The organism is Sphaerisporangium sp. NPDC049457 (assembly GCF_055586705.1).
In genome coordinates this window covers 339,177-364,601 of record NZ_JBVJHR010000002.1, presented here as the reverse complement: position 1 = coordinate 364,601, position 25,425 = coordinate 339,177, and the positions used below count along the sequence as shown (strand labels likewise).

The following is a 25,425-nucleotide window of genomic DNA, read 5'->3' as shown; positions in this document are numbered from 1 at the left end:
TGTACCAGGCTGTATTGCGAGACGGCTCCAAGCCCATACGGGCGCGGCTGCATCGCGCGTTCTCCCAGTGGGGAGAGGAGAAGGGCCTCCCGGCCGCCGACGCCGGACGGCAGAGCGCCGAGTACGAGTCGGCCGGGCGCCGGCTGATCATGGAGCACCGCGACCGGTGCGGGCGGTACGTCCTGGATGAGCCGCGCGACGGCGGCGTGCTGCGCACCAAGGCGGTGTTCCTCGACGGGACCGACCGGGTCGCGGGCTGGGTCGTGGTGACGGTGGAACGGCTCGGCGGCGCGCACGGCGGAACGTCGCAGGCGCCCGGGTTCCTTCCGGCCTACTTGCGCACCCAGCGGATCACCGACGGCGCGGTCCACCTGCCGGACGCGTCGGTCGTCCTGGCGGAGCAGGAAGTGTCGCACTTCGTCCGGGTGCTGACCGAGCCGCGGCGGCGCGTTCCCTTCGCCGTCGTGACCCCGGACGCCGAGAGCGCCGCGCGCGCCGAGTGGCTGGCGGCCGCGGTCGCCGGGGCAGGTGTGGTGGTGCGGCTGGCCGACAAGCACACCGAGGACCTGTTCAACCAGGCCGTCGGGAAGGAGCTCGGCGTGTACGGCGGCGCGATCCGCACCTATGCCGCACCTTTCGACCCGGCGGCCGAGCGGCACGCCTACCGCCATCCGCCGATGCGCCCGGCGAAACTACGCGAAGAGGGTGAAGGAGCACTCGCCAAGATCGCCGACGGGATGATCGGGCGGTCCGCCGGCGCGGACCTGCCCGACGAGGTGCAACGCGCCCTGCCGGTCGTCCACCGGGTGCTGGCGGGGCGCTCGCCGTCCGCGGAGCTGGCCGGCGCGATGGGTCCGCGTCCCGGGCCGTCCGACGCGGCGCGCGAGGAACTGCGGCGCAAGATGACGGCGCTCACCGTACGCCCCGGGCCGGCGGGCGCGGCCGTCACACCGGCGGCCGGCCCCATCGGGAACGGCAGGGCCGGCGGGGACGGCAGGGCCGGCGGGGACGCCGCCGTACCGGCGCCCAGGCCGCCCGTCACCCCCGTCACCCCCGTCACCGGGGGCACCAGAGGCGCCGGGGGCGCCGTCGCGCCCGCGTCCGGGCCCGGCGCCACGCCCGTCCCGGGGGACGCCGTCATCCCGGCCGCCCGGCCGGCGGCCGCGCCCCTCAGCGCGTCCGGCCGGGCCCCGTCCGCCGGGACGCTCCCCGGCCCGGCTTCCACGGCGCCGGCGCGACCGGCGGGCGGATCCGAATCGGCGACGCGCCCCGGGGCGGCGACGGTCGCGGAGGTCACTGAGGTCACGGAGATCCTGGAGGTGCCAGAGGGGACGCCGACGGGTCCGCGCGAGGGCGAGGCACCGGCGGCGGACCGGCACGCGGGCGGGGAGGCCCCGCCAGGGCTCGCGCACGAGGTGGCCGAGCTGGTGGTCAAGGAGGTCCGCGAGGAGCTGGAGACCGCGCTCGGGCTGGCGGCCGGCCTGGACACCGGGCAGCAGCTCCTGCGCGAGCTGCGCACGCTCAGCGTGCGCGTGGACGGCCTGCGCGACCTGGTCGTCGACGAACCGGCGCCGCCGGACGACCCGGAGGACGCGGAGGACCCGCGGGTGGCCTACGCGCTGCTGCAGGAGGAGTACGCCGACGCCGTGGACGCGGCGCGCACGCTGGCCGAGCGGGTCCGATGGCTGGAGGGCGCGCTGGCCGAGCTGGGCCACCCCATGTACGGCGTCGCCGTCCCCGAGGAGGTGTTCCGGCCGGACAGCCTGGCCGAGGCGCTGATCGAGGCCAGGTCCAGGCTCACCCACGTGGTGATCGGCGACACCGACTCCCCCGCCGCGCGCCTGGACGTCGTCTATCCGGGGCTGCGCCGCAGCTGGGCCGGCAAGGCGTGGGACGCGCTGCACGCTCTGAACGACTTCGCCCGCGCGCGCTCCAGCGGGGAGTTCGCGGGCGGGTTCTACGACTGGTGCGCCGTCGGCGAGCCGGGACGCTACACGGTCCCGGCCGGGATGCTGGTCATGCGCGAGTCCAAGAGCGTCACCAGCCGCGACAAGTTCCGCGACCCGCGCACGTTCCCCGTGCCGACCGAGGTCGACCCGCGCGGGGAGATCCTCATGGAGGCGCACATCAAGCTGCGGGGCGTCGGGTATCCGGCGCCGCGCATGCACTTCCACGACGACTCGGGCGGCGCCACGGGCAAGGTGTACGTCGGCTACCTCGGCGCCCACCTGCCCAACACCCGCACCAACTGACCCCCGGCGCCCCCGGCGATCCGCCATGACACCACCGCTCACCGACCGCGGATCACCTGATCACGGCGCACGTGACGTCCGCCGGCACGACACCCCGCCGACCGGCCTCGGAGGTCGCCCGCCTCACCTACCGGTGACGCCCCGGGGACGCTCCGAGGGCGCCCCGGGCACGCGCCGGTACCTGCGCGCGTGCCCGGGGTGCCGGCGTGGTCAGGCCGCGTCGAGGCGGGAAAGCTCCTCGGGCGACAGCTTCAGATCGGCCGCGCCGACCGAGTCGCGGATCGTCTCCGGCCGCGAGGAGCCGGGGATCGGGATCACGACGGGGGCCTTGGCGAGCATCCAGGCCAGGCAGACCTGCTGCGGGCTGACCTCGTGCTCGCGCGCCACCTCCGCGAACACGGCGAACCGCGAGCCGAGGTCGCCGGCCTGGGCGATGCCGCCGAGCGGGCTCCACGGCAGGAAGGCGATGTCCATCTCGGCGCACAGGTCGAGTTCGGGCTCGCTGGAGCGGAAGGCGGGCGAGAACTGGTTCTGCACGCTCACCAGCCGCCCGCCGAGGATCTCGGCGGCCTGGCGGATCTGCTCGGGGTCGGCGTTGGAGATGCCGGCCATCCGGATCTTGCCGGCGTCGAGCAGGTCGCGGACGGCGCCGACCGAGTCGGCGTACGGCACGCGCGGGTCCGGACGGTGGAACTGGTAGAGGCCGATGGCCTCCACGCCGAGCCTCTTGAGCGACGCGTCGCAGGCGGTCTTGAGGTAGTCGGGCGAGCCGTTCAGCGTCCAGGAGCCGTCGCCGGGACGCAGGTGACCGCCCTTAGTGGCCACCAGCACGTCGGAGGTGTCGCCGCCGTAGCTCGCGAGAGCGCGGGCGATCAACGACTCGTTGTGCCCCACGTCGGTCGCCAGGAGGTGGTAGGCGTCCGCGGTGTCGATCAAGGTGACGCCCGCGTCGAGCGCGGCGTGGATGGTCGCGATGGAACGCTGCTCGTCGGGGCGTCCCTCGATGGACATGGGCATGCCGCCCAGACCGATCGCGCCGACCTGGACGTCGCCGATGCGGCGAGTCTGCATGAGGTTCCTCCTCGGAGATGTCATTACTTCGGCAGTCTCCTCTGCCCGCGATTAAGCTGTCCAACAGAAGAAACTGATCCGATTCAGCAGCGATGGTGATGAATCTTGGAACTCCGGCAGCTCGAGTACTTCGTCGCCGTCGCCGAGGACTGCCATTTCACCCGGGCCGCCAAGCGGCTGCGCGTGGCGCAGTCGGGGCTGTCGGCCTCGATCAGGGCGCTGGAGCGCGAGCTGGGCGCTCCGCTGTTCCTGCGCAGCACCCGGCAGGTCGAGCTGACGCCGGCGGGACGGGCGCTGCTGGTGGAGGCGCGGCGGGCGCTGTCGGCCACCGACGCCGCCAAGGACGCCGTCGCGGCGGTCCAGGGCCTGCTCAGGGGCAGCCTGGCCATCGGCTCGCTGCAGTGCCTGCACGCCGTGCACCTGCCGGCCGTGCTGGCCCGGTTCGCCGACGCACACCCCGGCCTGGAGATCAGTCTGCGGCACGGCGGGTCGGGCGAGCTCGTCGAACAGGTCCGGGTGGGCAGGCTGGACCTGGCGTTCGTCGCCCGTCCGGCTAGGTGCCCGGACGACGTGGTGGCCGCGCCGTTCTCCGACGAGCCGCTCGTCCTGGCCTGCCCGCCCGGTCATGCGCTGGCCTCGCGGACCGAGGTCGAGCTCGCCGAGCTGGGCGCGGAGCGGTTCGTCGACTTCCCCGCCGACTGGGTCAGCAGAGATCTGGCCGACGGCGTGCTCGCCGCCGCGGGCGTCGAGCGGCGCGTGTCTCTCGAGGTCACCGACGTCCACTCGTTGCTCGATCTGGTGACCTTCGGGCTGGGCGTGGCGCTCGTGCCGCAGTCGTTCTCGGTCAAGACCGACCGGGTGCGCTTCATAGGGCTCTCCGGCGACGTGCCGTCCTGGGAGATCGTCAGCGTCACCGGCGACCCGACGAGCGCCGCCGCCGCGGCCCTGCTGCGCGAGATCGGCGCCTACCAGAGCCGCCGCCGCTCCCCCGCCGTCGCCCTCGCGGCGGGGTGAACCGTCCCGGCCCCCGCTCACGGCTCGTCCCGCCCAGGCCGCGCGTCATCGGTGGATGTAGACTTATTTGCACAATGTCCAGATAAGACCAAGTCGTTGGCCGGAGGAGACGGTGGGCGAGTTCGCCGGTGACACCGTGGCGTCGCTGCGGGCGGCGGGGCTGCGGGCGACGCGGCCGCGACTGGCCGTGACCGACGCGCTGCGCCTGATGGGCGGGCACCGCACGGCCGACGAGGTGCACGCGCACCTGGCGGGGCGCGGCGTCGCCATGCCCCGCACCAGCGTCTACAACGCGCTGGTCACGCTGGCCGACCTGGGCGTCGTGCTGCGCGCGGACGTCGGGCCGGGCGCGGCGGTGTACGAGGTGGCCGACGGCTGGCACCACCACTTCGTCTGCCGGCGGTGCGGGCAGGTCAGCGACGTCCCCTGTGTCGTGGACACGAAGCCCTGCCTCACTCCGGGCGGCGACCTGGGGGAGGTGGAGGAGGCGCAGGTCATCTTCCGCGGGGTGTGCCACGACTGCCTCGGCCACGGCGCACCAGCTTGACGGCCGCGCGGCCGATGCCGGACACGCCCGCGGGGCCCTGGACGAAGCGGACGAAGCAGACGGACGCCCCCCGCGGCCGTCACGTCCAACGATGAGACGCGCCGGGCGATATTTCGCACGGCGACCGGGCAGGAGATGCGGACCATGAGCGCCGATACCGGCAACACCGAGAAGAAGCACGACGGCGCCCGCCGGGACCGGCACGCCGCGGCCCGCTACCGCGGCGCGCTCGACTCCGAGCGGCAGAGCGCGGCCCTCTACCGCGGGCTCGCCGCGGGCGCCGAGGGAGAGCGGCGGGAGGTCTTCCTCCAGCTCGCCGCCGTCGAGGAACGGCACGCCGCGCACTGGGCGGACAAGCTCGCCGGCCTCGGCGAGCGGGTGCCCGGCCCGCGCGGGCCGAGCATGCGCACCCGCCTTCTCTCGTGGGTGGCGCGCCGCTACTCGGTCGACGCGGTGCTGCCGTTCGTGGAGCGTGCCGAGCACGCCGACGCGGGCCTGTACGACGGCGACCCCGAGGCCCACCCCGGCATGGCCGTGGACGAGCGCTCGCACGCCCGGGTGCTGACCCGGCTGCGCCAGCGGCAGCGGGCGACGGGCCCCGGCCAGGGCGATCTGCCCGCCGTGGGCGGCCCGGGCGGCCTGGGCGGCAGGGCCGTCGCCCGGCGCGAGAGCTGGCACCGCAGCGACCGCTCCGGCACGTTGCGCGCGGCCGTGTTCGGCGTCAACGACGGCCTGGTGTCCAACACCTCGCTGGCCATGGGCTTCGCGGGGTCGGGGGCCGCCGGGCACACCATCCTGTTCGCCGGGCTCGCCGGGCTGCTGGCCGGCGCGTTCTCGATGGCCGTCGGCGAGTACATCTCGATGCGCAGCCAGCGGGAGGCCTACGAGCGGGAGATCTCGCTGGAGGCCGAGGAACTGCGCGACGACCCCGAGGCCGAGGCGGAGGAGCTCGCGCTGATCTACCGGGCCAAGGGCCTGGACGCCGAGGAGGCCGAGCACGTCGCCAGCACGATCATGAAGGACCACGCCACCGCGCTGGAGACCATGGCCCGCGAGGAGCTGGGCCTGGACCCGGACGAGCTGGGCTCGCCGTGGTCGGCGGCGCTGTCCAGCCTCGTCGCCTTCGCCCTGGGGGCCGTCGTGGTCGTCATCCCCTACCTGTTCGGCGACGGCACGGCCGCGCTGGTCACCGCGGTGCTGCTGGCCGCCCTCGCCCTGTTCACGGTGGGCGCCCTGCTCGGCATGCTCAACGGCAGGTCGCCGCTGCGCACGGGCGGCCGGCAACTGCTCATCGGCGGAGGCGCGGCCGTGGTCGTTTACCTCATCGGCCACGCCATCGGCGCCGGAGGCGTCTGAGGCGTCTGGAGCGCCTGAGGCCCTCAGGCTGAGGCATTTGAGGCGTCCGACCTCGTCACGCGCGGCCGCGCGCGGGTCAGAACATCAGGCGGACGGCGGCCACGAAGGTGAGGGCCAGGGTCAGCCGTTCGAACCAGGTCCGGTTGATGTGCTTGACGAGCACGCGCCCGGCCACGCCCCCGGCGACGACGACGGGGGCGGTGACCGCGGCGAAGACGAGCGTGGCGGGGGTGATCAGGCCGAGGGCCACGCTGAACGGCACCTTGAAGGCGTTGATGGTCAGGAAGAACCACGCGGTCGTGCCGAGGAAGCCCAGCATCGGCAGACCCGCCGCCAGGAAGTACACCGCCATGATCGGGCCGGCCGCGTTGGCGGTCATGGTGGTGAAGCCGGCGAACACGCCCGCGGCGGCGGCCACCGTCCGGTGGTCGGCGAACTTCGATCCCCTGCTGCGGTTCCAGAAGTGCATGGCGATGATCACCAGCAGGATCGCCCCGATGATCCGCCGCATCTGCGCGTCGTCGACCCAGCGCACGACGACGGCGCCGGCGACCACCCCCACGGCCACCCAAGGGAACAACCTGAGCAGCCTCGGCCAGTCGGCGTGCCGCCGGTAGGCGACCACGGCGACCACGTCCCCGACGAGCAGCAGAGGCAGCAGCGTCCCTGTGGAGCTCTTGGTCGGCAGGACCAGCGCGAACAGCGCGATCGCCACCGTGCCGGCGCCGGAGATCCCGGTCTTGGCGAAGCCGACCAGCAGGAGGGCGAACAGCAGCACCGCCCATTGGGCGAGATCGAGGGGCGGCATCAGCCTCGCCCCGGGCACGGCGCCGATCGGCCACGTAGTACCGCTGCTCTCAGCGCGAACTCCAGCACCACGGCAGGATACGGGCATGTCCATATTTTTCGGACAGCGGATGCCCGCCACCCCTTGACATGATCACCACAAGACCGATCCTTTCTGGGTGGAGGTGGTGTCGTTGCGACGTCCCCGGGTGAAGGCCGAGCACCGTCCGCACCGGTACGCCGACGGCACCGTCCGCGTCGGCGGGGAGATCTACGGCATCGCGGCCGAGATCGAAGACCCGCACGGGTGGGTCTGGGCGGCGCTGGAGCTCATGGACGGCACCCGTCAGGTCTCCGAGATCGGCGCACGGCTCGCCGCCGGCTTTCCCGCGCTGTCCCCCGGCCAGGCCGCGTCCGTGGTCGCCCAGCTCATCGGCTCGGGGTACGTGGAAGACGCCGACGCGGCGCCACCGCGGGAACTCAGCGCGCGGGAGGCCGACCGCTACAGCAGGAACCACGCCTTCTTCCGGCGCGTCGACCTGACCCCGCGCGAGCACGGCTGGGAGGCGCAGCTCAGGCTGAGGAACGCCAGGGTGGTGGTGCTCGGCCTCGGCGGCACCGGCAGCCACGCCGCCTGGGCGCTGGCCGCCGCGGGCGTCGGCCGGTTGCACTGCGTGGACCCTGACGTCGTGGAACTGTCGAACCTGAGCCGGCAGGTCCTGTACCGCGAGGCCGACATCGGCCTGCCCAAGGCCGACGTCGCCGTACGGCGGCTTCGCGAGGTCAACTCGGACGTGACGATCACCGGCGAGCGCAGGCGCGCCGGCAGCCGTGCGGAGCTCGCCGAGATCATCGCCGGCGCCGACATGCTGGCGCTGTGCGCCGACGAGCCGCGCGGCCACGTCCTGCGCGTCTGGGCCAACCGGGCGTGCGCCGCTGCGGGCATCCCATGGGCGGGCGGCGGGTACAGCGGCCCGCTGGTGACGGTCGGCGTGTACGCGCCCGGCCACCCGTGCTACGAGTGCGTCAGCGCGGGCGAGCAGGCGCGGCGGCGTCCCGGCACCCCGGCCGACCTGGGCGGACCTGGAGTGATCGCCACCTCGGCGGGCATCTCGGGGCATCTGGTGGCCCATGCGGTGATCACCCAGCTCACCGGCGTCCCCGCCCTGCCTCCCGGACGCGTCGGCGGCCTCAACCTGATCGCCCCCGACCACCTCATCGACGTCCGCCACCCCTCCCGGGCCTGCTGCCCCGTCTGCGGCGACGAGCCCGCGCCGTCCGGCGACCGCTGACCGCGTCGCTCCCCGACTCGGCCCGAGAGCCACCACGTCCCCGGCCACACCACCTCCGGTTCCACCACCCGGGCTCGACCGGGGGCGACCGGGCTTGACCGGGCCGAGAACGGCGCGGAGAATCCGCGTGTTTCCGTCAGGCAAGCCGAAAGGCCGCTCCTAACCGGAAGGTGCCGTATGACTCACGACGAACGCGAGGTCCAGCCCTCCGAGAACGAGAGCGAAGCAAAGGCGACGATCAGCATCCGCAGGCTCGACAAGATCGAAACCACCGCTGACAGCTCTGGCAACTCCAACTGATCGACGGTGATCGGCGGGCGGGACCGGACCCGCCTGCCGATCCTCGTTCTCCGGAGGGACGCAGCCACCATGACCTTGGTCCGATTCCACGAGGTCGGATTCCGCCGCGACGGGGACGAGTGGATCGTCGGCCGCGTCGAGTCCGGGGACTTCGTCGCCGTGCCGCACACGGGGCTGCGCGCGATCCAGCTGCTGCAGGAAGGACGGTCCGTCGAGGAGGCCGAACGCCGTCTCCTCCACGAGACCGGCGCCCGGCTCGACGTCGAAGGCTTCGTCGCCGGGCTCACCGAGGCGGGCCTGGTCGCGGCGGTCGACGGGCGCGCGACCGGCTCACCCGCGCCGCCTCCCCCCACGCTGCCGCGCCTGACCGCGCGGCACGTGCGCTGGACCCTCAGCCCGTGGCTGCACACCGCCATGGCGGGGGTCATCGGGTGCGGGGCCGTCACGCTGGCACTGCATCCGGACGTCATGCCCGGCTGGCGGGACCTGCTCTGGAGCCGCCACAGCACGGTCGTGCTCCTCACCCAGATAGCCGTGGGCTGGACGCTCATCCTCCTGCACGAGCTCGCGCATCTCGCGACGGCCCGCGCGGCCGGGGTGCCGGGGAGGATCCGGCTGGGCACCCGCCTGCAGTTCCTGGCCGCGCAGACCGATGTGTCGGGCATCTGGCTGGCGGGACGCCGGGTGCGGATGACGGTCTACCTGGCCGGCATGGCGGTGGACGGCGCCATCTGCGCCATCTGCGTCATCCTGATGGTCGCCACCGGCGGGCATCCGCTCCTGCCGGTCGTCATGGTCACCACGCTGACCATGGTGGCGAGCCAGTTCCTCATCTTCATGCGCAACGACGTGTACTTCGTCCTGCAGGATCTCACCGGCTGCCGGAACCTGTACCGGGACGCGGGAGCGTACCTGCACTACCTGGTCTCGGCCCGCCGCCGGCCGAACCCCCTCGCGGCCATGCCCCCCGCCGAGCGCCGCGTCCTGCACTGGTACGCGCCCCTGGCCGCGGCCGGCACGGTGGTGTGCGTGTCGATCGCGGCGCTGGTCACGCTGCCGGCGACGTTCGCGCTGCTGGTGCGGACCCTCGGCGCGCTGTGGCCTCCGGACGGTCTGGCCGGCGCCGCCGACGCGGCGGTCACCCTGGCCGTCATCCTCGGGTTCCAGTCGCTCTGGGCGCGGGCATGGTGGCGACGGCACGGTGATCGCGTCCGGCGGTTCCTGAACGCCTCGCGCCTGGCCACGGCCCACCGGAAGTGACCGGCGGCCCACCGCGGCCCGGCGCCCGCGGGTCCGCCCGCGTTCCAGAACCCGGGGCCGGCCCGCGACGCCGTACCCCGGCCACGCCCAGCACAGTCACGCCAACGGAGGAGTCTTGGACCCGTTTCACCGCCTTCGCACCGCCGATGCACCGGTCCTGCCCGTCGCCGAGTACCAGCAGGAGTTCGACAACGTCTTCACCGCCGCCCGTGACACCATGTGGAAACTCGAACGGGCGCAGCAGTTCCACGAGCCCGACGTCGACAGCTGGTGCGCCATGATGGACGGCGACTGGGACCGCGCGCTGGCACTGATCGGAGATCGCTACGCCCCGCTCGCGGCGATGTACGGCACGCTGCCGGAGTTCCGGCGGCTGCGCGTCGTGGAGACCCCCGTCACGCCGTACCTCCAGTGGGAGATGCACTTCCTGGTGGTACGGGCGGCGGCGGGCGAGCACGTCAGGGTGCTGCCCGCCGAGGCCGTGCGCGAGTACGAACACCGCGCACCCCTGCCGGAACTGGTGATCTTCTCACGTTCGCTGTGCTACGAGGTGCTCTATGACCGGGCAGGCCTGCACACCGGGGCGCGCAGGGTGGCCGTCCCCGAGGTGGTCGGCCCCTGCCTCGACGCGCTCGTCCGCCTCTACGACCAGGGCGAGGACCTCACCGCCTACCACGCACGGGAGATCGCGCCGCTCCCCCCGCCACCGGCGACCCCGCGAACTCGCACGACGCCGCCCCCCGATCCCTACTCCCCTCCCCCGAACTGAGCCGGCCCGGATCCTGGAACGCTCCGAAGACCGGCATATCGGCCACATCAGCTCGCCGGCGGGCGGCCGAAGAACAGCTCGTCGGGGCGGGGGTCGAAGCAGACGAGGTCGTGGTCGGCGGCGAGGCGCAGGACCGTGCGGCAGACCTCGGCGGCACGGGGGAAGACGATGGACATCACGACGAACTCGTCCCCGACCGTCAGCGGTGTCGCCCATGGCGAGGCCTGGTAGTCGCCGTCGGTGAGGTCGGGGAACTCGTCGGTCAGCGCGTCGTAGAAGGCGGCCACCTCGGCGACCGGCCCCCCGGCACCGGACTCCGCGGCACCGGGCTCCGGGGCCGTGTCACCGGCGACCGGGCCGTCGCTCAGGAAGAGGACCGGGTCGTCGCTCGGGAACAGGTCGTCGCTCACGACCAGGTCGCTGCTCAGGATCAGGTCGCCGCTCAAGCGCAGGCCGCCGTCCAGGCGCACGTCGCCATCCATGGCCGGCTCGCCGTCCGAGGTCGGCCCGCCGTCCGAGATCGTCGCGGTGCGGCCGGCGGCTCGCGCGGGAGGCGCGCCCGAAGCGGTGGACGCCTCGGCGGCGCACCAGGCCAGGTACCTGCGGGACGCCTCCTCGGGGGTGAGAGGCGTCTCCGCGTACCAGACTCCAAGATCGACGCTCACGGACGTCCTCGCCTTCGCGGCCACATCGACGGTGCCCCGGACGCCGGCCCTTCCGGCCCCGAGGTATGCCCACCAGTCTGCCCTCCCGGCGCGACCGGCGAGTACGCGACGGCGAGTATCAGCCCTGCGGAGCGATGCCGGGCTCGGCCACGAAGAGCGTGCCGGTCGTGCGGGCGTCGTAGGCCGGCTCAGCGGCCGGGACGAACACCGACTCGCCTTGACGCAGTTCGACGGAGCCGACCGTGGCCGTCCTCCCGGTGGCGAGCAGGATGCGCGGCACTCCGCCGTCCAGACGAACCTGCGCCCCCTCCCCGTGGAGGCGGCGCAGGCGGAACTCCGGGCTCGGGGTGTCGAACACGCCGGCGGCGTCGGCCTGGAGGGCGAGCGGGACCGCGCCGGGGTCGGTGATGTTCAGCAGCTCGCCGACATTGAGCGGCTTGGGGGTGAGGCCGGCCCGCATGACGTTGTCGGAGCTCCCCATGATCTCCACGCCGAAGCCCTTGAGGTAGCAGTGGAGCACGCCGGCGCCGAGGAAGAGACCCTGGCCGGGAGCGAGGTCGTGCCTGCGCAGCAGCAGCGGGGCCAGGCACGCGGGGTCGCCCGGGTAGCGCCTGGCCAGGCGCACCACCAGGTCGTAGTCGGGATGGTGCACCGCGGCGGCGGCCCACACCATGTGCTCGGCCGCCTGCCGCCTGCCGAGCAGCGCCTCCAGCGCCTTCAGCGGCGCCCCGGCCTCCAGCAGGGAGACGACGTCCTTCAGGTCGGGGACGCCGAGCCGGTCGACGAGCATCGCGGCCTGCTCGGAGGGACGGAACCCGGCCAGCGCGGTGAACGGCGTGAGCGCGCACACCAGTTCGGGCTTGGGCCAGGGATCGCCGTAGACGCCGCGCGCGTGGCCGTCGACCGCCTGCCGCGCGGACGGGTGGACCTGCAGCGACAGCGGCTGGGCGACCGCGATGAGCTTCATCAGGTACGGCAGGCGCTCGCCGAACGCGTCGAGCGTGGCCGCGCCGAGCCGGCCGGCCGGGTCGGCGCCGATGAACTCGGCCAGGGTGCGGCCGTCGTCTCCGGCGAGCCGCGACGGACCGGACGGGTGGGCGCCGAGCCACATCTCCGCTTCGGGACCGGACGCGGGCGCGGGCCTGCCGGTGAGCTCGGCGATGTCCGTGCGGGAGCCCCAGGCGTAGTCCTTGACGGGGTTGGTCAGTAGATGCACGTGCGCTCCTGGGTCGGATGGGGACGCCGTCCGGTTCGGGGAACGCCGTCCGGTTCGCCCGCCCGCATCATTTCACCCATCGCGTACATCGGGGTGACCGCCGTATGAATGTCCCGCCGCCGTCCTACGTCGGCCGAGCCCCCATGTCAGGGAAACCGGCGTGCGCACGCGCCCGCTTAGGGCAGTGTTGGACGGGTGCGCAGCAAGCTCGGCGGCCGGGTGGCCCAGGCGGCGGAGGTCGCCCTCGCCACCCGCGAACACGTGACCGCGATCGACGTCCTCACCGGCCTCGGCTGGCTGCACGGCCGCCATGTCGAGAGGTGGCGGCAGGGCCGTGTCGACAGTCTGGAACGGCTGGCGTCCGTGGACAGGGCCAAGATGGAGCAGGCCCTTTCCCACCTGCGCGAATGGGCCCTCAGCCGCGATCTGGTCGAGAGCGAGGCTGCGTACGCGGCGGCGAGCCGGGACCGGCGGCCGCTGCGCTTCACCTCGGACGGCGACGAGGCCGCCGAGCGCCTGTTCCGCGTCCACTGGCTCTCGCCGCGGCTGAGCGAGTCGCGGCGGCGGCAGATCGAGGAGCGGCACAACAAGGCCCCCGACCTCGTGGCCGTCGCGCCGCTTGAGGAGTGGTCCTGCGCCGGATGCGGGGGCACCGGCCCCTACCTGATCATGGAGGACGAACGCCCGTACTGCTTGACCTGCGCGGACATGGACCACCTGTGTTTCCTGCCCGCCGGGAACGCCGCCATGAGCCGCCGCGCCAAGAAGGCGAGCGGCCTGTCGGCCGTTGTCGTCCGCTTCAACCGGCGGCGCAAGCGGTACGAGCGGCTCGGCGTGCTGGTGGAGGAGGAGGCGCTGGCGCGGGCCGAGGAGCAGTGCCTCGCCGACGAAGAGGTGCGGCTGCGCCGCCGGGAGCGCGACCGCGAGCGGCGGGCCGGCGAGGACGCCGAGTTCCAGGCCGAGATGGCGGCGGAGATCCGTCGCCTGTTCCCCGGCTGCCCGGCCGAGCGGGCCGAGGCCATCGCCGGTCACGCCGCGGTGCGCTGCAGCGGCCGGGTGGGGCGCACCGCCGCCGCGCGCGTGCTGGACGAGAACGCGATCACCCTCGCCGTGGTCGCGAGCGTGCGCCACCTGGACACCGACTACGACGACCTGCTGATGTCCGGCGTGCCCCGCATGACCGCCCGCGAGCAGATCCGCTCCAGCGTCGAAAAGGTCCTGACCGCCTGGCGCCACTGAACCACCGAAGGCCCGGCACGAGTCAGGCCCGGCGTAAGTCAGGGCCGGCACAGGTCAGGAGCGGCACGGGTCAGGGGCGGCGTCCGGTGAAGCACAGGAACGCGGTCTGCGGGTCGGCACCCGCGGGCGGCGCGGCCTCCGGCCTGAAGGCTTCGGTCATCTGCAGCCCCGCGTAGTGCGGGCGCAGCTGCTCGTGCGTCCTGATGACGGCGTCGCGGTCCAGGGTCTCGTCCCCGCCGACGGCGCGGGCCAGGTCCCAGGTGTGGACGAGCAGTTCCAAGGCGCCCACGACGTCGGCCGCCCGCTCCACGGTGACGGGGCCGATCGGGCTGAACGGCAGAGGCGTGGCGGCCAGGTCCGGATCGGTGAGGACGGCGCGCATTCCCGACCGGACCTCGGCGTACGCGGCGGCGAGGTCGGCGCCCGGCTCGACCGGCGGCGCGTCGGCCATGCCGGACACCCCCACCCCGTGCGAGGGCTGCGGCGGGGTGCCGCGCACGACGGCGATGATGCCGCGGTGCCCGTTGACGACGTGCGCCACGACGTCACGGGCCGTCCATCCCGCGCATGGGCTGGTGTGATCCCATCGGTCAGCGGGCGTCGCCTCGACGCGCGCCAGGAAGCCGCCCGCGAGACGATCGAACCGCTCGGCGATGTCAGACATGGTTCATCCAATCGGTGAATAACGCATTCAAGGGGGTTACACACGGTCGCGGACCCGAGACGCGGCAGCCGTCTTCTCCACGCGGTTCGCGTTCGACGGGACTTCACGCGTTCGACGGGATTTCGCCCGTTGAACGCGGACTCACGCGTTGGACGCGGACCCACACCTTCAACGCGGACCCGCACGTCCAACGCGGACCCGCGCTCTATATGCGGTCGAGGGCCGATTCCAGGCCGGGCAGGACTCTTGACCGCCAGCCGCCGTCCATGATGCTCCGGGCCCGCCGCTGGAGCGGGTTGTCGGGGTCGAAGCCCTCGTGCAGGAGGAACAGCCGGGTGCCCTTGCCTTCCGGTTCCAGCGTCCAGGTGATCGTCCAGTCGGCGTCGTTCTCCGGGTCGGCGTCCCGCCAGCCGATGCGGAGCATCCTGCCCGTCTCGAACGCGAGCACCTCGGCCAGCACCGTGCCGGAGAAACCCGTGCCCGGCATGGGGACCGCCCGCATGGTGTACCGGTGACCGACCCGCAGGCGGAAGTCGCCGGGCATGAACCACTGGGCGAGCAACTCCGGCTCGGTCAGCGCCCGCCACACCTTCGCGGGCGGGTGCGCCAGGAACTGGTCGACGTGAATGGCGGTCAGGTCCTCGTCGGTCAGATCCTCGTCGCTCATCGCTCGTCTCGTTCGTCGTCCATGTGGTCGAGCAGGTCGCGCAGCCCGGCGAGCCTCTCGCGCCAGAACCGCTCGAACGGGTGCAGCCACTGCTGCACCTCGTTCAGCGGCGCCGCTTCCAGCCGGTAGAGCCGCTGCCGCCCGGCCTTGCGCTCGGCGACCAGTCCTGCCTCCCGCAACACCCGCAGGTGCTCGGAGAAGCTCGGGCGTGCCATCTGGAAGCGTCCGGCCAGACTCTGCACCGGCTGCGGCCCCTCCTCCCTGAGCAGCCGCAGCACCTCCCGTCGCACCGGGCTGGCCAGAGCGGTGAAGATCTGGTCCTCCGACACCGTCCTGGCGTCCGTGGTCTGCATGCGTCCCACTATAGGTAGGAAATCTCCTACCTGTCACCTCTCTAGGTCCGCGCGCCCTCAGCGGCGGGCAGATGGAGCGCCGGTCAGCCGGAGAGCACTATCTGACACGCCGCATGACAATCAGTGGACGCGAGGGCGCGAAGTCGTAAGGTGACCGTCGGTATCCCGGGCTCACGCAGTCCCGCAGGAGCGTCCGCACTGCCCGCGTGACCGCCTGAGAAAGGGTCGCCCATGCGTCGCAGTACGCCGGCCGCCGCCGTCCCGCTGGCGGCGTCGCTGCTCCTCATCGGCCTCGCCGCGCCGCCGGCCGCCTGGAGCGCCCCCCGGACCGACCCGACGCCCACCGGCCAGCCCCTCCCCCGCCACGACCCACTCACCACGCGACGTCTCCCCCGCCACGCCCCGCCCACCACGCGGCATCTCCCTCGCCACGGCTCGTCCCGGCAGCAGGCGTTCCGGGACGCGGCCGCCAGGTACGGCGTCCCCGAGAAGGTGCTGCTCGGCGTCTCGTACCTGGAGTCGCGCTGGGACGCGAACCGGGGCCTGCCCAGTGTCACCGCGGGATACGGCCCGATGCACCTCACCGCCCCGCGCCGGGCACTCCACGGCGCCGGACGGGGAAAGGCCGCGAAAGAAGCGGAAGAAGCGGCCGGGCAAGGAACGACCGGAGAAGGAACGGCCGGGGAGGGAGCGATCACCAAGGGCGGGAAGGGAACGGCCGGGGTGGCCGCGCGGCTCACCGGCATCCCCGTCGACCGGCTGGTCCGCGACCCCGACGCCAACGTCCTCGGCGGCGCCGCCCTGCTCGCCCGCCATCAGAAGGACCTCGGCCTGCCGCCGAGCCCGCGACCCGCCGACTGGTACGGCGCCGTGGCCCGCTACTCGGGAGCCACCGACGCCCGCGTCGCCCGCCGGTTCGCCGACGAGGTGTTCTCCCTGCTCAAGCAGGGCGCCCGCCGGATGACCGACGACGGCGGGCAGGTTTGGCTGCCCGCCTCACCGGAGATCGCTCCGCGCATGGAGCAAGTCGACCGCCTGGGGCTGCGCGAGGCCGGGAGCAGGAAGACCGACTGCCCGGCGAACCTGGCCTGCGAATGGCTGCCGGCGCCGTACCGCGAACTGCCCGGCGGCGGCTACGGCAACCACGACCTGTCCGACCGGCCGCGCAGGCAGCGCATCGACTACATCGTCATCCACGACACCGAGGAGACCTACCGCAAGACCCTGAGGCTGGTGGACGATCCCGCGTACGTGAGCTGGCACTTCACCATCCGCTCGTCCGACGGGCACGTCGCCCAGCACGTCCGCACGCGCGACATCGCCTGGCACGCCGGCAACTGGTACGTCAACGCCAAGGCGATCGGCATCGAGCATGAGGGGTTCCTCGCCGAGGCCGGCACCTGGTACACCGAGGCGATGTACCGCAGCTCCGCACGGCTGGTCCGCTACCTGGCCCGGCGGTACGGCATCCCGCTCGACCGCGCGCACATCCTCGGCCACGACAACGTCCCGGGCACCGTGCCTGCCTCCGTGGCCGGCATGCACGTCGACCCGGGACCCTACTGGGACTGGGGCCACTACTTCGAGCTGTTGGGCAGCCCGTTCGAGGCCACGGCCGGCTCGCGCGGGGGCCTGGTGACGATCAGGACGGACTACGCCCGCCACCGTCCCCGCTACACCGGCTGCGAGAAGGCCAAGCGGGACTGCCGGCCGCACGGCTCGGCGTCCGTGCGGCTGCACACCGCGCCCGGCCATGACGCGCCCCTGGTCAAGGACATCGGCCGCAAGCCGGACGGCGAGTCGAGCTACGACGTCTACGACCACGGCGCCCGGGCCACCACCGGCCAGCAGTACGCCCTCGACGGCCGCAAGGGCGACTGGACCGCCATCTGGTACCTCGGCCAGCGCGCGTGGTTCCACAATCCGGACGACGCGCCCACCGCGGTCGACGCCGCCGGGCTGATCGTCACTCCCAAAGCCGGGCGCGCGAGCGTTCCGGTGTACGGCAGGGCCTACCCCGAACCCGAGGCCTATCCGAAGGACGTGCCGGTGCAGCCGATCGTGCCGCTGCAGTACGCGATCCCGCGGGGGCAGCGGTACACCGTCGGGCTGGCGACGCATGGCGAGTACCACCACTCGACGACGTTCGACGAGACGGCCCATCGGCTCGTCAGGGGCCGCACGCTGTACTACCAGGTGCAACTCGGCCACCGCGTGGCCTTCGTCAAGGCCGACGACGTGGACATCCTGCCCTCCACCCTCGACCGACCACGCCACCGCCCCTGATCAACCCGCGCCCTCCGGTCCCCGGCCTCCGGCACGGCGACACCACGGCGCCAGGGCCACGACCGACCGCCGCCCCCACCCGGCCATCGGACCCCGAACCCGGTACTCCGGTCCCGAACCCGGTACTCCGGCCCCGAATCCACCGGTTCGAGCAGTACCGCGGGCCGGTGGATTCTGCCACGCCGTCCATCGAGAATGGAAAGGCACGGGCGGATGATCCCTGACCGATGGCGGTGGACGTGCACGCACTGCGCCGGATCCTCGAAGACGTCAAGGCTCGTCAGCACATCGACGCGTACGCGCTCACCGCGGTCGTCTTCGTCTTCGCGCTCCTGTCGATCTTCAGCGACGCGCTCGACGACAATCTCAGATGGGCGGTGCTGCTCTCCGGAGTGGGCCTGCTGGTGTACCGGATCACCCTGCCGGAGCCGCGGACGACCACGCCCGCCGACATCCTGCACGACCGCTCGGTGTACGAGTCGACGCCGTTGTCGGCGCTGTTCGCCAACGCCCGCGACGTCCGGGTGTTCGCCCCCTCCGCGGTCAACCTGCTGTCGGCGCAGACCTGCGAGATTCTGCGCAAGACCGTGCTCGCCCGGAGAGGGGGGAGCGTCAGGGTGGTGATCCTCGACCAGAACGAGGAGACCGCCGTGCGGCTCGCGTCACTGCAGCTGGACGAGTCGGTGGAGTTCCCCGTCCAGCGGCTCCCCGCCGCCCTGCGCAGCACCATGGAGCACCTTGAGCTCATGAGCGAGTGGAAGACGGCCGGCTCGTTCGGATATCGCCTGCTCTCCTACAACCCGGGTTTCAGCCTCGTCCTCATCGACCCGGACACACCACGCGGCCGCCTGATCGTGGAGATCCACGGTTTCCACAACGCGTCGACCCCCTCCCGCATGCACCTCGACCTCACCCGCGACCGCAGCGAACGCTGGTACACCTACTGGATAGACCAGTTCGACCACATCTGGGACGCGGCACGCCGGGTCACCGCTCCGACCGCCCCGGAGCCGGTCGACCGTATCTCCGCCGAGACGCGGAAATCGCAGGACTGACCGACCCGCGGTGGCCGCCGGCGGCCACCGCGTGCGGACGGGCGGGACGCGGCCTCAGTCGTTGAGGTGCTGGCGGAGGTAGGGGTCCACCTGGTCGAGGGCGATGCGCTTTTGGGCCATGGAGTCGCGCTCGCGGATCGTGACGGCGTGGTCTTCGAGGGTGTCGAAGTCGACCGTGATGCAGAACGGCGTGCCGATCTCGTCCTGGCGGCGGTAGCGGCGGCCGATCGCTCCGGCGTCGTCGAACTCGACGTTCCAGCGGCGGCGCAGCTGGGCGGCCAGGTCGCGGGCCTTCGGCGAGAGGTCGGCGTTGCGCGACAGGGGCAGCACCGCCACCTTGACCGGCGCGAGCCGGTGGTCCAGCCGCATGACCGTGCGCTGCTCCATGACGCCCTTGGCGTTCGGGGCCTCGTCCACCGTGTAGGCGTCGATCATGAAGGTGAGCGCGCAGCGGTCGACGCCGGCGGCCGGCTCGATGACGTACGGCACGTACCGGTCGCCGGACTCCTGCTCGAAGAACGACAGGTCGGTGCCGGAGGCCGCGGCGTGCGTGGTGAGGTCGAAGTCGGTGCGGTTGGCCACACCCTCCAGCTCACCCCACTCGGAACCGGTGAAGTTGAAGCGGTATTCGACGTCGACGGTGCGCTTGGAGTAGTGCGACAGCTTGTCCTTCGGGTGCTCGTACAGCCGGAGGTTGTCGCGGTTGATGCCGAGGTCGATGTACCACTGGAGGCGGGTGTCGATCCAGTACTGGTGCCACTCTTCGTCGGTGCCGGGCTTGACGAAGAACTCCATCTCCATCTGCTCGAACTCGCGCGTGCGGAAGATGAAGTTGCCCGGGGTGATCTCGTTGCGGAACGACTTGCCGATCTGGCCGATGCCGAACGGGATCTTCTTGCGGGACGACTGCTGCACGTTGAGGTAGTTGATGAAGATGCCCTGCGCGGTCTCGGGACGCAGGTAGGCCAGGCCGGACTCGTCCTCCACGGCGCCCAGGAAGGTCTTGAGCAGGCCGTTGAACATGCGCGGCGCGGTGAACGCGCCCTTGGTGCCGCAGTTGGGGCAGGAAAGGTCGGCCAGGCCGTTCTCGGGGGCCTTGCCGCCGTGCTTCTCGGCGTAGGCCTCCTCGAGGTGGTCGGCGCGGAAGCGCTTGTGGCACGACTGGCACTCGGTGAGCGGGTCCACGAACTCCCTGACGTGGCCGCTGGCCTCCCAGACCTCGCGCGCCAGGATCACCGAGGAGTCGAGGCCGACGACGTCCTCGCGGCCCTGGACCATGGACTTCCACCACTCGCGCTTGACGTTGTTCTTGAGCTCGACGCCGAGCGGGCCGTAGTCCCAGGACGCGCGCAGACCGCCGTAGATCTCGCTCGACGGGTAGACGAGCCCGCGTCGTTTGGCGAGGCTGACGATCGTGTCCATGATGTCGGTACGGCGGGCCATCAAGAATCTCCATCCGGCTGGCGGTCGGGGTTGGGTTTATCGATCAGAGGGCGCGTCACCTGCCCGATCACCCACAAGCTTAGGGGAACCACCGACGCGCCCCGCCCACAATCACCCCTGCGCGCCGTGAACGGTCACTCCTGGTCGCCGGCGACGATCTCGAAGGCGCTCGGCTCGTTGATCATCAAGGTCATGAGCGGGTACATGTCCATGCGCGCCGCCGACAGCGCACGACGGTAGTAGCCCGCGCCCTTCCACTCGCTGACCAGCGCCCACAGATCGGGCTCGTCCACCGATCTGCCGATGCGGCCGCTGAGGAAGCCGTCCTGGGCGGCCAGCGTCCCCAGGATCGTCCTGGCCTGGTCCATGAACTCCCCGGCCCGCGAGCCGGGCACCGAATACCTGATGAGCGCGAGCATGCCGCCCAGCATGCCAGCCTCTGCGTGGCGCGCAGCCATCCCCCGCGCGGACCGCCGTCCCGCTTCGCCGTGGAAGCCCGCCAGAACATCTGGAGCGAGGCGTCAGCGCGCGGGTGTTCGACGTTAGGCTCGAACCGTGGCCGACAAGCACCAGCGCAGCGACTCCTCGCGCTCCTCGTCCTCTTCCGCGTCCTCTTCCGCGGCACGCGGGCGCGCCGTGCCCGGTCACCCCTTGGCGCGCGACCGGCGTCCCGCGGCGCGGCCGCTGCCTCCCGGCGAACAGTTCCTCACGCCCGGAGCCACGGGGCTGCGCCGGACGGTCGAGCGCAAGAGCGCGGTGCCGCTGGTCTTCCTGTACGGGCTGCCACGCTGGATCCTGCCCGTCGTCCTGGTGATCCTGTTGCTGGTCGGCTTCGCCGTCCCCGACTGGCGAGGCGGCATCGCCGTCCTTCCCGTGCTCGGCTTCGTGGCGTGGCTGGCGTACATGTCCTGGCCGTCCCTGGGGCACTGGGCGCGGCTGATGCGCGTGGTCATGACGGTGTTCCTGATCGCGATGGCGGCCAGCCGCTTCGGCCTGTTCTGACGGCGGCCGGCTTCCAGCGCCTGTCCGGCGACCGGCCTCCGGCACCTGTCCAGCGACCGCGCACGGCACTGAGCCGACGATCACGTCACTGAGCCGAGCCGCGCCGCGCTGAGCCGGCGACCACGCACGGCGCCAAGCCGATGGCTGCTCACGACGCCGGGCGGACGGCCTCTTACATCGCCTCCGGCTCGGACGCCGCCGTCATGGGCGGCCATCCCCATGGGCGGTGGATTCGCCATGCGCTCACCTCGTGGCGGTGGGGCGATTTTGACAACGGTTTTCATTTCCCGCCATACTGACAGCGTGATGCCCCTTTCGTCCAATTCCGATCATTACGAACGACCCGTATATCGCCGCCGCCCCTTCCGCGCCTCCGTCGCCGTCCTGCTCGGCGCGTGCGCCCTGCTCGCCGCGTCCGCCTGCTCCCCGGGCAGCTCGGCGTCATCGGCAGGGTCGCAGGGCAGGCCGACGATCCTGGCCGCCTTCTATCCCCTCGAATGGATCTCCACGCGCGTTGGCGGGCCGGACGTGACGGTCACCGGGCTGACCCGGCCGGGCGTCGAGCCGCACGACCTGGAGCTGACCCCGCGCCAGATCGCCGACATCGAGCGGGCCGACCTCGTCGTGTACATCAAGGGCGTCCAACCGGCCGTGGACGAGGCCGTCGAACAGCACGCGCAGGACCGGGCGTTCGACGCCGCCTCGGTTGTGACCACCCTCCCGGCCACCGCCGAGGAGGAGCACCGGGCGGGAGACGCACGCGCGGCCGTCTCCTACGATCCGCACCTCTGGCTCGACCCGAACCGCTTCGCGACGATGGTCACCGCACTGGGCGAGCGGCTCGGGCGGGTCGACCAGGCGCACGCCGCCGGGTACGCCGGCCGGGCGTCCTCGGCGGCCGGGGAGCTCGGCACGCTCGACAAGGAGTTCACCCAGGGGCTCTCCACGTGCGCCGGCCGCACGATCGTCACCGCGCACACCGCCTTCGGCTACCTGTCGGACCGCTACAAGCTCAAGCAGGTCGGCGTCAGCGGCATCGACCCGGAGGCCGAGCCCTCCCCCGCGCGCATCGCGCAGGTGGCGGGCGTCGCCCGCCAGGAGAAGGTGACTACCATCTTCACCGAGGAGCTCGTCAGTCCCAAGGTCTCCGAAGTCCTCGCCAAGGAGGTCGGAGCCACGACGGCGGTCCTCAATCCCATCGAGAGCCGCCCCCCTGCGGGGGACTATCTGTCCGCCGCGCGCGCGAACCTCTCCGTACTCCGCACCGCACTTGGATGCTCATGATCCGCTCAGCACAGGGCACCGGCGTGGCCGCGCAGGCCCCCGCGTCCCAGCAGGCGTCGCGTTCGGCCACGCAGGTCGCGTTCACCATGGCGAAGGGGCACGTCAGCCTGGACGGGCGTCCCGTGCTGCGCGGGGTCGACCTGCGCATCCAGACCGGCGAGGTGGTCGCGGTCCTCGGCGCCAACGGCTCGGGCAAGTCCACGCTCATCCGCGCGCTCCTCGGACTGACCCCCCTGTCGGCCGGCTCGGTCGAGCTGTTCGGCGTGCCGCCCGGCCGGTTCCGTGACTGGTGGCGCATCGGGTACGTGCCGCAGCGGCTGTCGGTGGGCGGCGGCGTCCCGGCCACCGTCCGCGAGGTGGTGGCCTCCGGCCGCGTCGCCCGGCAGCGCCGGCTGCGCCGCACCGGGCGCGACGACCGCGCGGCGGTCGCCAGGGCGCTGGAGGCCATGGGGCTCGCCGGCATCGCGGGCGACCCGGTGGGCCGGCTCTCCGGCGGCCAGCAGCAGCGGGTGCTCATCGCCCGCGCGCTGGCCGGCGAGCCCGACACCTTCGTCATGGACGAGCCGACGGCCGGCGTGGACGCCGAGAACCAGCGGCATCTGGCGGGCACGCTCGCGAGCCTGGTGGAGCAGGGCAAGACCGTGCTCCTGGTCGCGCACGAGCTCGGTCCGATGGCGCCGCTGATCACCCGTTCGATCATGCTGCGGGACGGCACGGTCGCCCACGACGGACCGATCTTCGACACCGACACCGGATGCCACCCGCATCCGGGGCACGAGGAGGAGCGCGCGCACGCCTACGACGTGTCCGGCGGCCCGATGAGCGCGGGGGCCGGCCAGTGATCGAGATGCTGCGGTACGACTTCATGTGGCGGGCGCTGATCGCCGCGCTGCTGGTGGGCCTCGCCGCCCCCGCCGTCGGCACCTTCATCGTCCAGCGGCGGCTGGCGCTGCTCGGCGACGGCATCGGCCACGTGGCCCTCACCGGGGTCGCGCTCGGCTTCCTCACCGGTACCGCGCCCGTGCTCACCGCCGTCCTGGTGTCCATCGTCGGAGCCGTGGCGATCGAGCTGGTCCGCGCCCGTGGCCGCACCACGGGCGACGTGGCGCTGGCGCTGCTGTTCTACGGGGGCATCGCGGGCGGCGTGCTGCTCATCGGGCTCGCCCCCGGCGGCAGCAACTCGACGCTGACGTCCTATCTGTTCGGTTCCATCAGCAGCGTCACCACGCAGGACGTGTGGGTCATCACGGTGCTGGCGGCGTTCGTGCTCGGCGTGGTGGCCACCTTCGGCCGCGAGCTGTTCGTCCTCTGCCAGGACGAGGAGGTCGCCAAGGTCAGCGGGCTGCCGGTGCGCTTCCTCAGTCTGCTCGTGGCGGTCACCGCCGCGCTGACCGTCGTGATCGCGATGCGCGTGGTGGGGCTGCTGCTGGTGAGCGCGCTGATGGTGGTGCCGGTGGCCACCAGCCAGCAGATCACCCGCGGCTTCCGCACCACGATGCTGCTGGCGATGGCCCTCGGCGTGGTGTCGACCGTCGGCGGGCTCACCTCGGCGTTCTACGCGTCCGTCGCGCCGGGCGCCGCCATCGTCCTGCTCGCGCTCGCGGGCTTCGTCCTGGCCCTCGGCGCCGGAAGGTTCCTGCGCCGGAGCCGCGCGCGGGAGATCGGCCCATGAAGATCACAGGTGCGTTTCCACGCCACGAGAGGAAGGCCGCCCCATGACGAGCCGCCGAGCCGCGGTGCGCGAGATCCTCAGCCACAGCGACGGTTTCCGCAGCGCGCAGGACATCTACGCCCAGATGCGGGCCGACGGCGCCAAGATCGGCCTGACCACGGTGTACCGGGCCCTGCAGTCGCTGTCCGAGACGGGTCAGATCGACGTGCTGCGCACCGACGACGGCGAGTGCGTCTACCGGGCGTGCGCCACCGGGACCCACCACCATCACCTGGTCTGCCGCAACTGCGGGCGCACGGTTGAGGTGGCCGGGCCGGACGTCGAGCGCTGGGCGGAGACCATCGGCGCGGAGCACGGGTTCACCGGTATCACGCACACCATGGAGATCTTCGGCACCTGCGCGAACTGCACCGCCCTGGCCTCCGCCGGCTGACCGTCCGCCTCCGCGCGCTCATGGTGTCCGTCCCGGACCACCGGGCGTTCGTCCTGAGGTCGATCTCGGACCGCGTCCGCCCCGGTGGGGTGAGCATCTCGTGGCCGTCGGAACGTCCCTTCGCCGGCCTGTTACGGGATACGCTTCCGTGACGGCGAAGGCCGGGCCGCGGACACCGCCTGTGTCGCGGGCCGGCCACCGCGCCCCTGTCCTCGTCCAGCACCCGGCAGGAGATGACATGCCATTCAGCCATGACATGGTGTGCTCGCTCGCCGCCGTGGCCGACCTGGTGAACACCGCCCCGGAGACGGGCGGGTACGACGCCCTCACCGACGTGGACGATCTGGAGGCCTACGTACGGCGGCACGAGCTGAGCGGCGTGGACGGCGTCGGCCCGGCCGACCTGCGCGAGGTCCGCACCCTGCGCGACACGTTCCTTGCGATCTTCTCCGCTTCCGACGCCGCGGCGGCGGTCGCCCGGCTCAACGTGCTGCTCGAGCGCACGCGGATCACCGCCCATCTGACCCAGCACGACGGTTACCCCCTCCACGTGCACTATTTCGCCAAGGGGGCGCCGGTGGCCGAGCACCTGGCCGCCGAGCTGGGGGTCGCGCTGGCCCACCTGCTGGTCGACGGCGAGTGGGAGCGGCTGCGCACCTGCGCCGCCCCCGACTGCGACCGGGTCTTCGTCGACGAGTCGCGCAACCGGTCGCGGGTCTACTGCGACAGCCGCACCTGCGGCAACCGCATGCACGTCGCCGCCTACCGCGCCCGCCGCCGAGTCTGACCGACCGCCGGA

Annotated in this window: 25 protein-coding genes and 1 pseudogene; 17 read left to right on the top strand and 9 right to left on the bottom strand. The window is 72.5% G+C overall.

The features are described 5' to 3' along the window. A pseudogene (locus ACZ6QO_RS04975) lies at positions 1-2,252 on the top strand (hypothetical protein); the annotation flags it as partial. Between the two features lie 210 nt (positions 2,253-2,462). Here the strand turns inward: ACZ6QO_RS04975 and ACZ6QO_RS04970 are convergent. Beyond that, a complete protein-coding gene (locus ACZ6QO_RS04970; protein ID WP_465847758.1) occupies positions 2,463-3,323 on the bottom strand; it encodes an aldo/keto reductase in 861 nt (286 codons plus the stop codon). A gap of 105 nt (positions 3,324-3,428) precedes the next feature. Between ACZ6QO_RS04970 and ACZ6QO_RS04965 the strand changes: the two genes are divergently transcribed. The 3 genes from ACZ6QO_RS04965 to ACZ6QO_RS04955 all read left to right on the top strand — a co-directional run bounded on the left by ACZ6QO_RS04965 (position 3,429) and on the right by ACZ6QO_RS04955 (position 6,240). Further along, on the top strand, positions 3,429-4,337 hold the full coding sequence (locus ACZ6QO_RS04965) for a LysR family transcriptional regulator (RefSeq protein WP_465847756.1): 909 nt from the start codon (positions 3,429-3,431) through the stop codon (positions 4,335-4,337). A gap of 112 nt (positions 4,338-4,449) precedes the next feature. Then, positions 4,450-4,884 (top strand): Fur family transcriptional regulator, encoded by a 435-nt coding sequence (locus tag ACZ6QO_RS04960; RefSeq protein ID WP_465847754.1) that lies wholly within the window; start codon positions 4,450-4,452, stop codon positions 4,882-4,884. A 144-nt stretch (positions 4,885-5,028) separates the two neighbouring features. Then, positions 5,029-6,240, top strand: coding sequence for a VIT1/CCC1 transporter family protein (locus ACZ6QO_RS04955; RefSeq protein ID WP_465847752.1), 1,212 nt, complete (start codon positions 5,029-5,031; stop codon positions 6,238-6,240). 76 nt (positions 6,241-6,316) lie between these two features. On the opposite strand, the gene ACZ6QO_RS04950 is transcribed toward ACZ6QO_RS04955, so the two are convergent. After that, positions 6,317-7,048: a sulfite exporter TauE/SafE family protein gene (locus ACZ6QO_RS04950; protein WP_465847751.1), complete on the bottom strand. Its 732-nt coding sequence runs from the start codon at positions 7,046-7,048 to the stop codon at positions 6,317-6,319. A 157-nt stretch (positions 7,049-7,205) separates the two neighbouring features. Between ACZ6QO_RS04950 and ACZ6QO_RS04945 the strand changes: the two genes are divergently transcribed. The 4 genes from ACZ6QO_RS04945 (at position 7,206) to ACZ6QO_RS04930 (ending at position 10,647) form a co-directional block, all read left to right on the top strand. Continuing rightward, positions 7,206-8,318, top strand: coding sequence for a HesA/MoeB/ThiF family protein (locus tag ACZ6QO_RS04945; RefSeq protein ID WP_465847749.1), 1,113 nt, complete (start codon positions 7,206-7,208; stop codon positions 8,316-8,318). Positions 8,319-8,495: 177 nt separating this feature from the next. Then, on the top strand, positions 8,496-8,618 hold the full coding sequence (locus tag ACZ6QO_RS04940; protein ID WP_465847747.1) for a hypothetical protein: 123 nt from the start codon (positions 8,496-8,498) through the stop codon (positions 8,616-8,618). Positions 8,619-8,687: 69 nt separating this feature from the next. After that, the gene (locus ACZ6QO_RS04935; RefSeq protein ID WP_465847745.1) at positions 8,688-9,878 is read left to right on the top strand and encodes a hypothetical protein; all 1,191 of its coding nucleotides are present in this window, start codon (positions 8,688-8,690) and stop codon (positions 9,876-9,878) included. Between the two features lie 115 nt (positions 9,879-9,993). After that, positions 9,994-10,647, top strand: a complete 654-nt coding sequence (locus ACZ6QO_RS04930; RefSeq protein WP_465847744.1) for a DUF6879 family protein — start codon at positions 9,994-9,996, stop codon at positions 10,645-10,647. A 47-nt stretch (positions 10,648-10,694) separates the two neighbouring features. Here the strand turns inward: ACZ6QO_RS04930 and ACZ6QO_RS04925 are convergent, their stop codons facing one another. Together ACZ6QO_RS04925 and manA are read right to left on the bottom strand one after the other, a co-directional pair. After that, on the bottom strand, positions 10,695-11,312 hold the full coding sequence (locus tag ACZ6QO_RS04925; protein ID WP_465847742.1) for a hypothetical protein: 618 nt from the start codon (positions 11,310-11,312) through the stop codon (positions 10,695-10,697). A gap of 118 nt (positions 11,313-11,430) precedes the next feature. Then, a complete protein-coding gene (gene manA, locus ACZ6QO_RS04920; RefSeq protein ID WP_465847740.1) occupies positions 11,431-12,528 on the bottom strand; it encodes a mannose-6-phosphate isomerase, class I in 1,098 nt (365 codons plus the stop codon). Between the two features lie 195 nt (positions 12,529-12,723). Between manA and ACZ6QO_RS04915 the strand changes: the two genes are divergently transcribed. Continuing rightward, positions 12,724-13,767, top strand: a complete 1,044-nt coding sequence (locus ACZ6QO_RS04915) for a DUF2293 domain-containing protein (protein ID WP_465847738.1) — start codon at positions 12,724-12,726, stop codon at positions 13,765-13,767. A 70-nt stretch (positions 13,768-13,837) separates the two neighbouring features. Here ACZ6QO_RS04915 and ACZ6QO_RS04910 read toward each other — a convergent pair whose 3' ends face one another. From ACZ6QO_RS04910 to ACZ6QO_RS04900, 3 genes are all read right to left on the bottom strand, one after another. Next, complete coding sequence (locus ACZ6QO_RS04910; RefSeq protein WP_465847736.1) at positions 13,838-14,431, bottom strand: TIGR03086 family metal-binding protein; 594 nt, start codon at positions 14,429-14,431, stop codon at positions 13,838-13,840. Between the two features lie 205 nt (positions 14,432-14,636). Then, the gene (locus tag ACZ6QO_RS04905) at positions 14,637-15,098 is read right to left on the bottom strand and encodes an SRPBCC family protein (RefSeq protein WP_465847734.1); all 462 of its coding nucleotides are present in this window, start codon (positions 15,096-15,098) and stop codon (positions 14,637-14,639) included. Further along, complete coding sequence (locus ACZ6QO_RS04900) at positions 15,095-15,451, bottom strand: ArsR/SmtB family transcription factor (RefSeq protein WP_465847732.1); 357 nt, start codon at positions 15,449-15,451, stop codon at positions 15,095-15,097. The genes ACZ6QO_RS04905 and ACZ6QO_RS04900 overlap by 4 nt, the downstream gene beginning before the upstream one ends. Before the next feature lie 231 nt (positions 15,452-15,682). Here ACZ6QO_RS04900 and ACZ6QO_RS04895 point away from each other — a divergent pair, with 231 nt between their 5' ends. Then, on the top strand, positions 15,683-17,737 hold the full coding sequence (locus ACZ6QO_RS04895) for an N-acetylmuramoyl-L-alanine amidase (RefSeq protein WP_465847730.1): 2,055 nt from the start codon (positions 15,683-15,685) through the stop codon (positions 17,735-17,737). Between the two features lie 227 nt (positions 17,738-17,964). Then, positions 17,965-18,792, top strand: coding sequence for a hypothetical protein (locus ACZ6QO_RS04890; protein ID WP_465847728.1), 828 nt, complete (start codon positions 17,965-17,967; stop codon positions 18,790-18,792). Between the two features lie 54 nt (positions 18,793-18,846). Here the strand turns inward: ACZ6QO_RS04890 and ACZ6QO_RS04885 are convergent, their stop codons facing one another. Together ACZ6QO_RS04885 and ACZ6QO_RS04880 are read right to left on the bottom strand one after the other, a co-directional pair. Next, on the bottom strand, positions 18,847-20,235 hold the full coding sequence (locus ACZ6QO_RS04885; protein ID WP_465847726.1) for a glycine--tRNA ligase: 1,389 nt from the start codon (positions 20,233-20,235) through the stop codon (positions 18,847-18,849). A gap of 134 nt (positions 20,236-20,369) precedes the next feature. Next, positions 20,370-20,654 carry an antibiotic biosynthesis monooxygenase family protein gene (locus ACZ6QO_RS04880; protein ID WP_465847725.1) on the bottom strand — a complete coding sequence of 95 codons (285 nt, stop codon included), beginning with the start codon at positions 20,652-20,654 and terminating at the stop codon, positions 20,370-20,372. Positions 20,655-20,790: 136 nt separating this feature from the next. Here ACZ6QO_RS04880 and ACZ6QO_RS04875 point away from each other — a divergent pair, with 136 nt between their 5' ends. The 6 genes from ACZ6QO_RS04875 to ACZ6QO_RS04850 all read left to right on the top strand — a co-directional run bounded on the left by ACZ6QO_RS04875 (position 20,791) and on the right by ACZ6QO_RS04850 (position 25,413). Beyond that, on the top strand, positions 20,791-21,237 hold the full coding sequence (locus tag ACZ6QO_RS04875; RefSeq protein WP_465847724.1) for a DUF6703 family protein: 447 nt from the start codon (positions 20,791-20,793) through the stop codon (positions 21,235-21,237). 306 nt (positions 21,238-21,543) lie between these two features. Next, positions 21,544-22,521, top strand: a complete 978-nt coding sequence (locus ACZ6QO_RS04870) for a metal ABC transporter substrate-binding protein (protein ID WP_465848079.1) — start codon at positions 21,544-21,546, stop codon at positions 22,519-22,521. Between the two features lie 86 nt (positions 22,522-22,607). After that, complete coding sequence (locus ACZ6QO_RS04865; RefSeq protein WP_465848077.1) at positions 22,608-23,363, top strand: metal ABC transporter ATP-binding protein; 756 nt, start codon at positions 22,608-22,610, stop codon at positions 23,361-23,363. Next, complete coding sequence (locus ACZ6QO_RS04860; RefSeq protein WP_465847723.1) at positions 23,360-24,193, top strand: metal ABC transporter permease; 834 nt, start codon at positions 23,360-23,362, stop codon at positions 24,191-24,193. Before ACZ6QO_RS04865 ends, ACZ6QO_RS04860 begins: the two co-directional genes overlap by 4 nt. Before the next feature lie 43 nt (positions 24,194-24,236). Then, a complete protein-coding gene (locus ACZ6QO_RS04855; protein ID WP_465847721.1) occupies positions 24,237-24,626 on the top strand; it encodes a Fur family transcriptional regulator in 390 nt (129 codons plus the stop codon). A gap of 238 nt (positions 24,627-24,864) precedes the next feature. Beyond that, positions 24,865-25,413 carry a CGNR zinc finger domain-containing protein gene (locus ACZ6QO_RS04850; RefSeq protein ID WP_465847719.1) on the top strand — a complete coding sequence of 183 codons (549 nt, stop codon included), beginning with the start codon at positions 24,865-24,867 and terminating at the stop codon, positions 25,411-25,413. Positions 25,414-25,425: the final 12 nt, after the last annotated feature.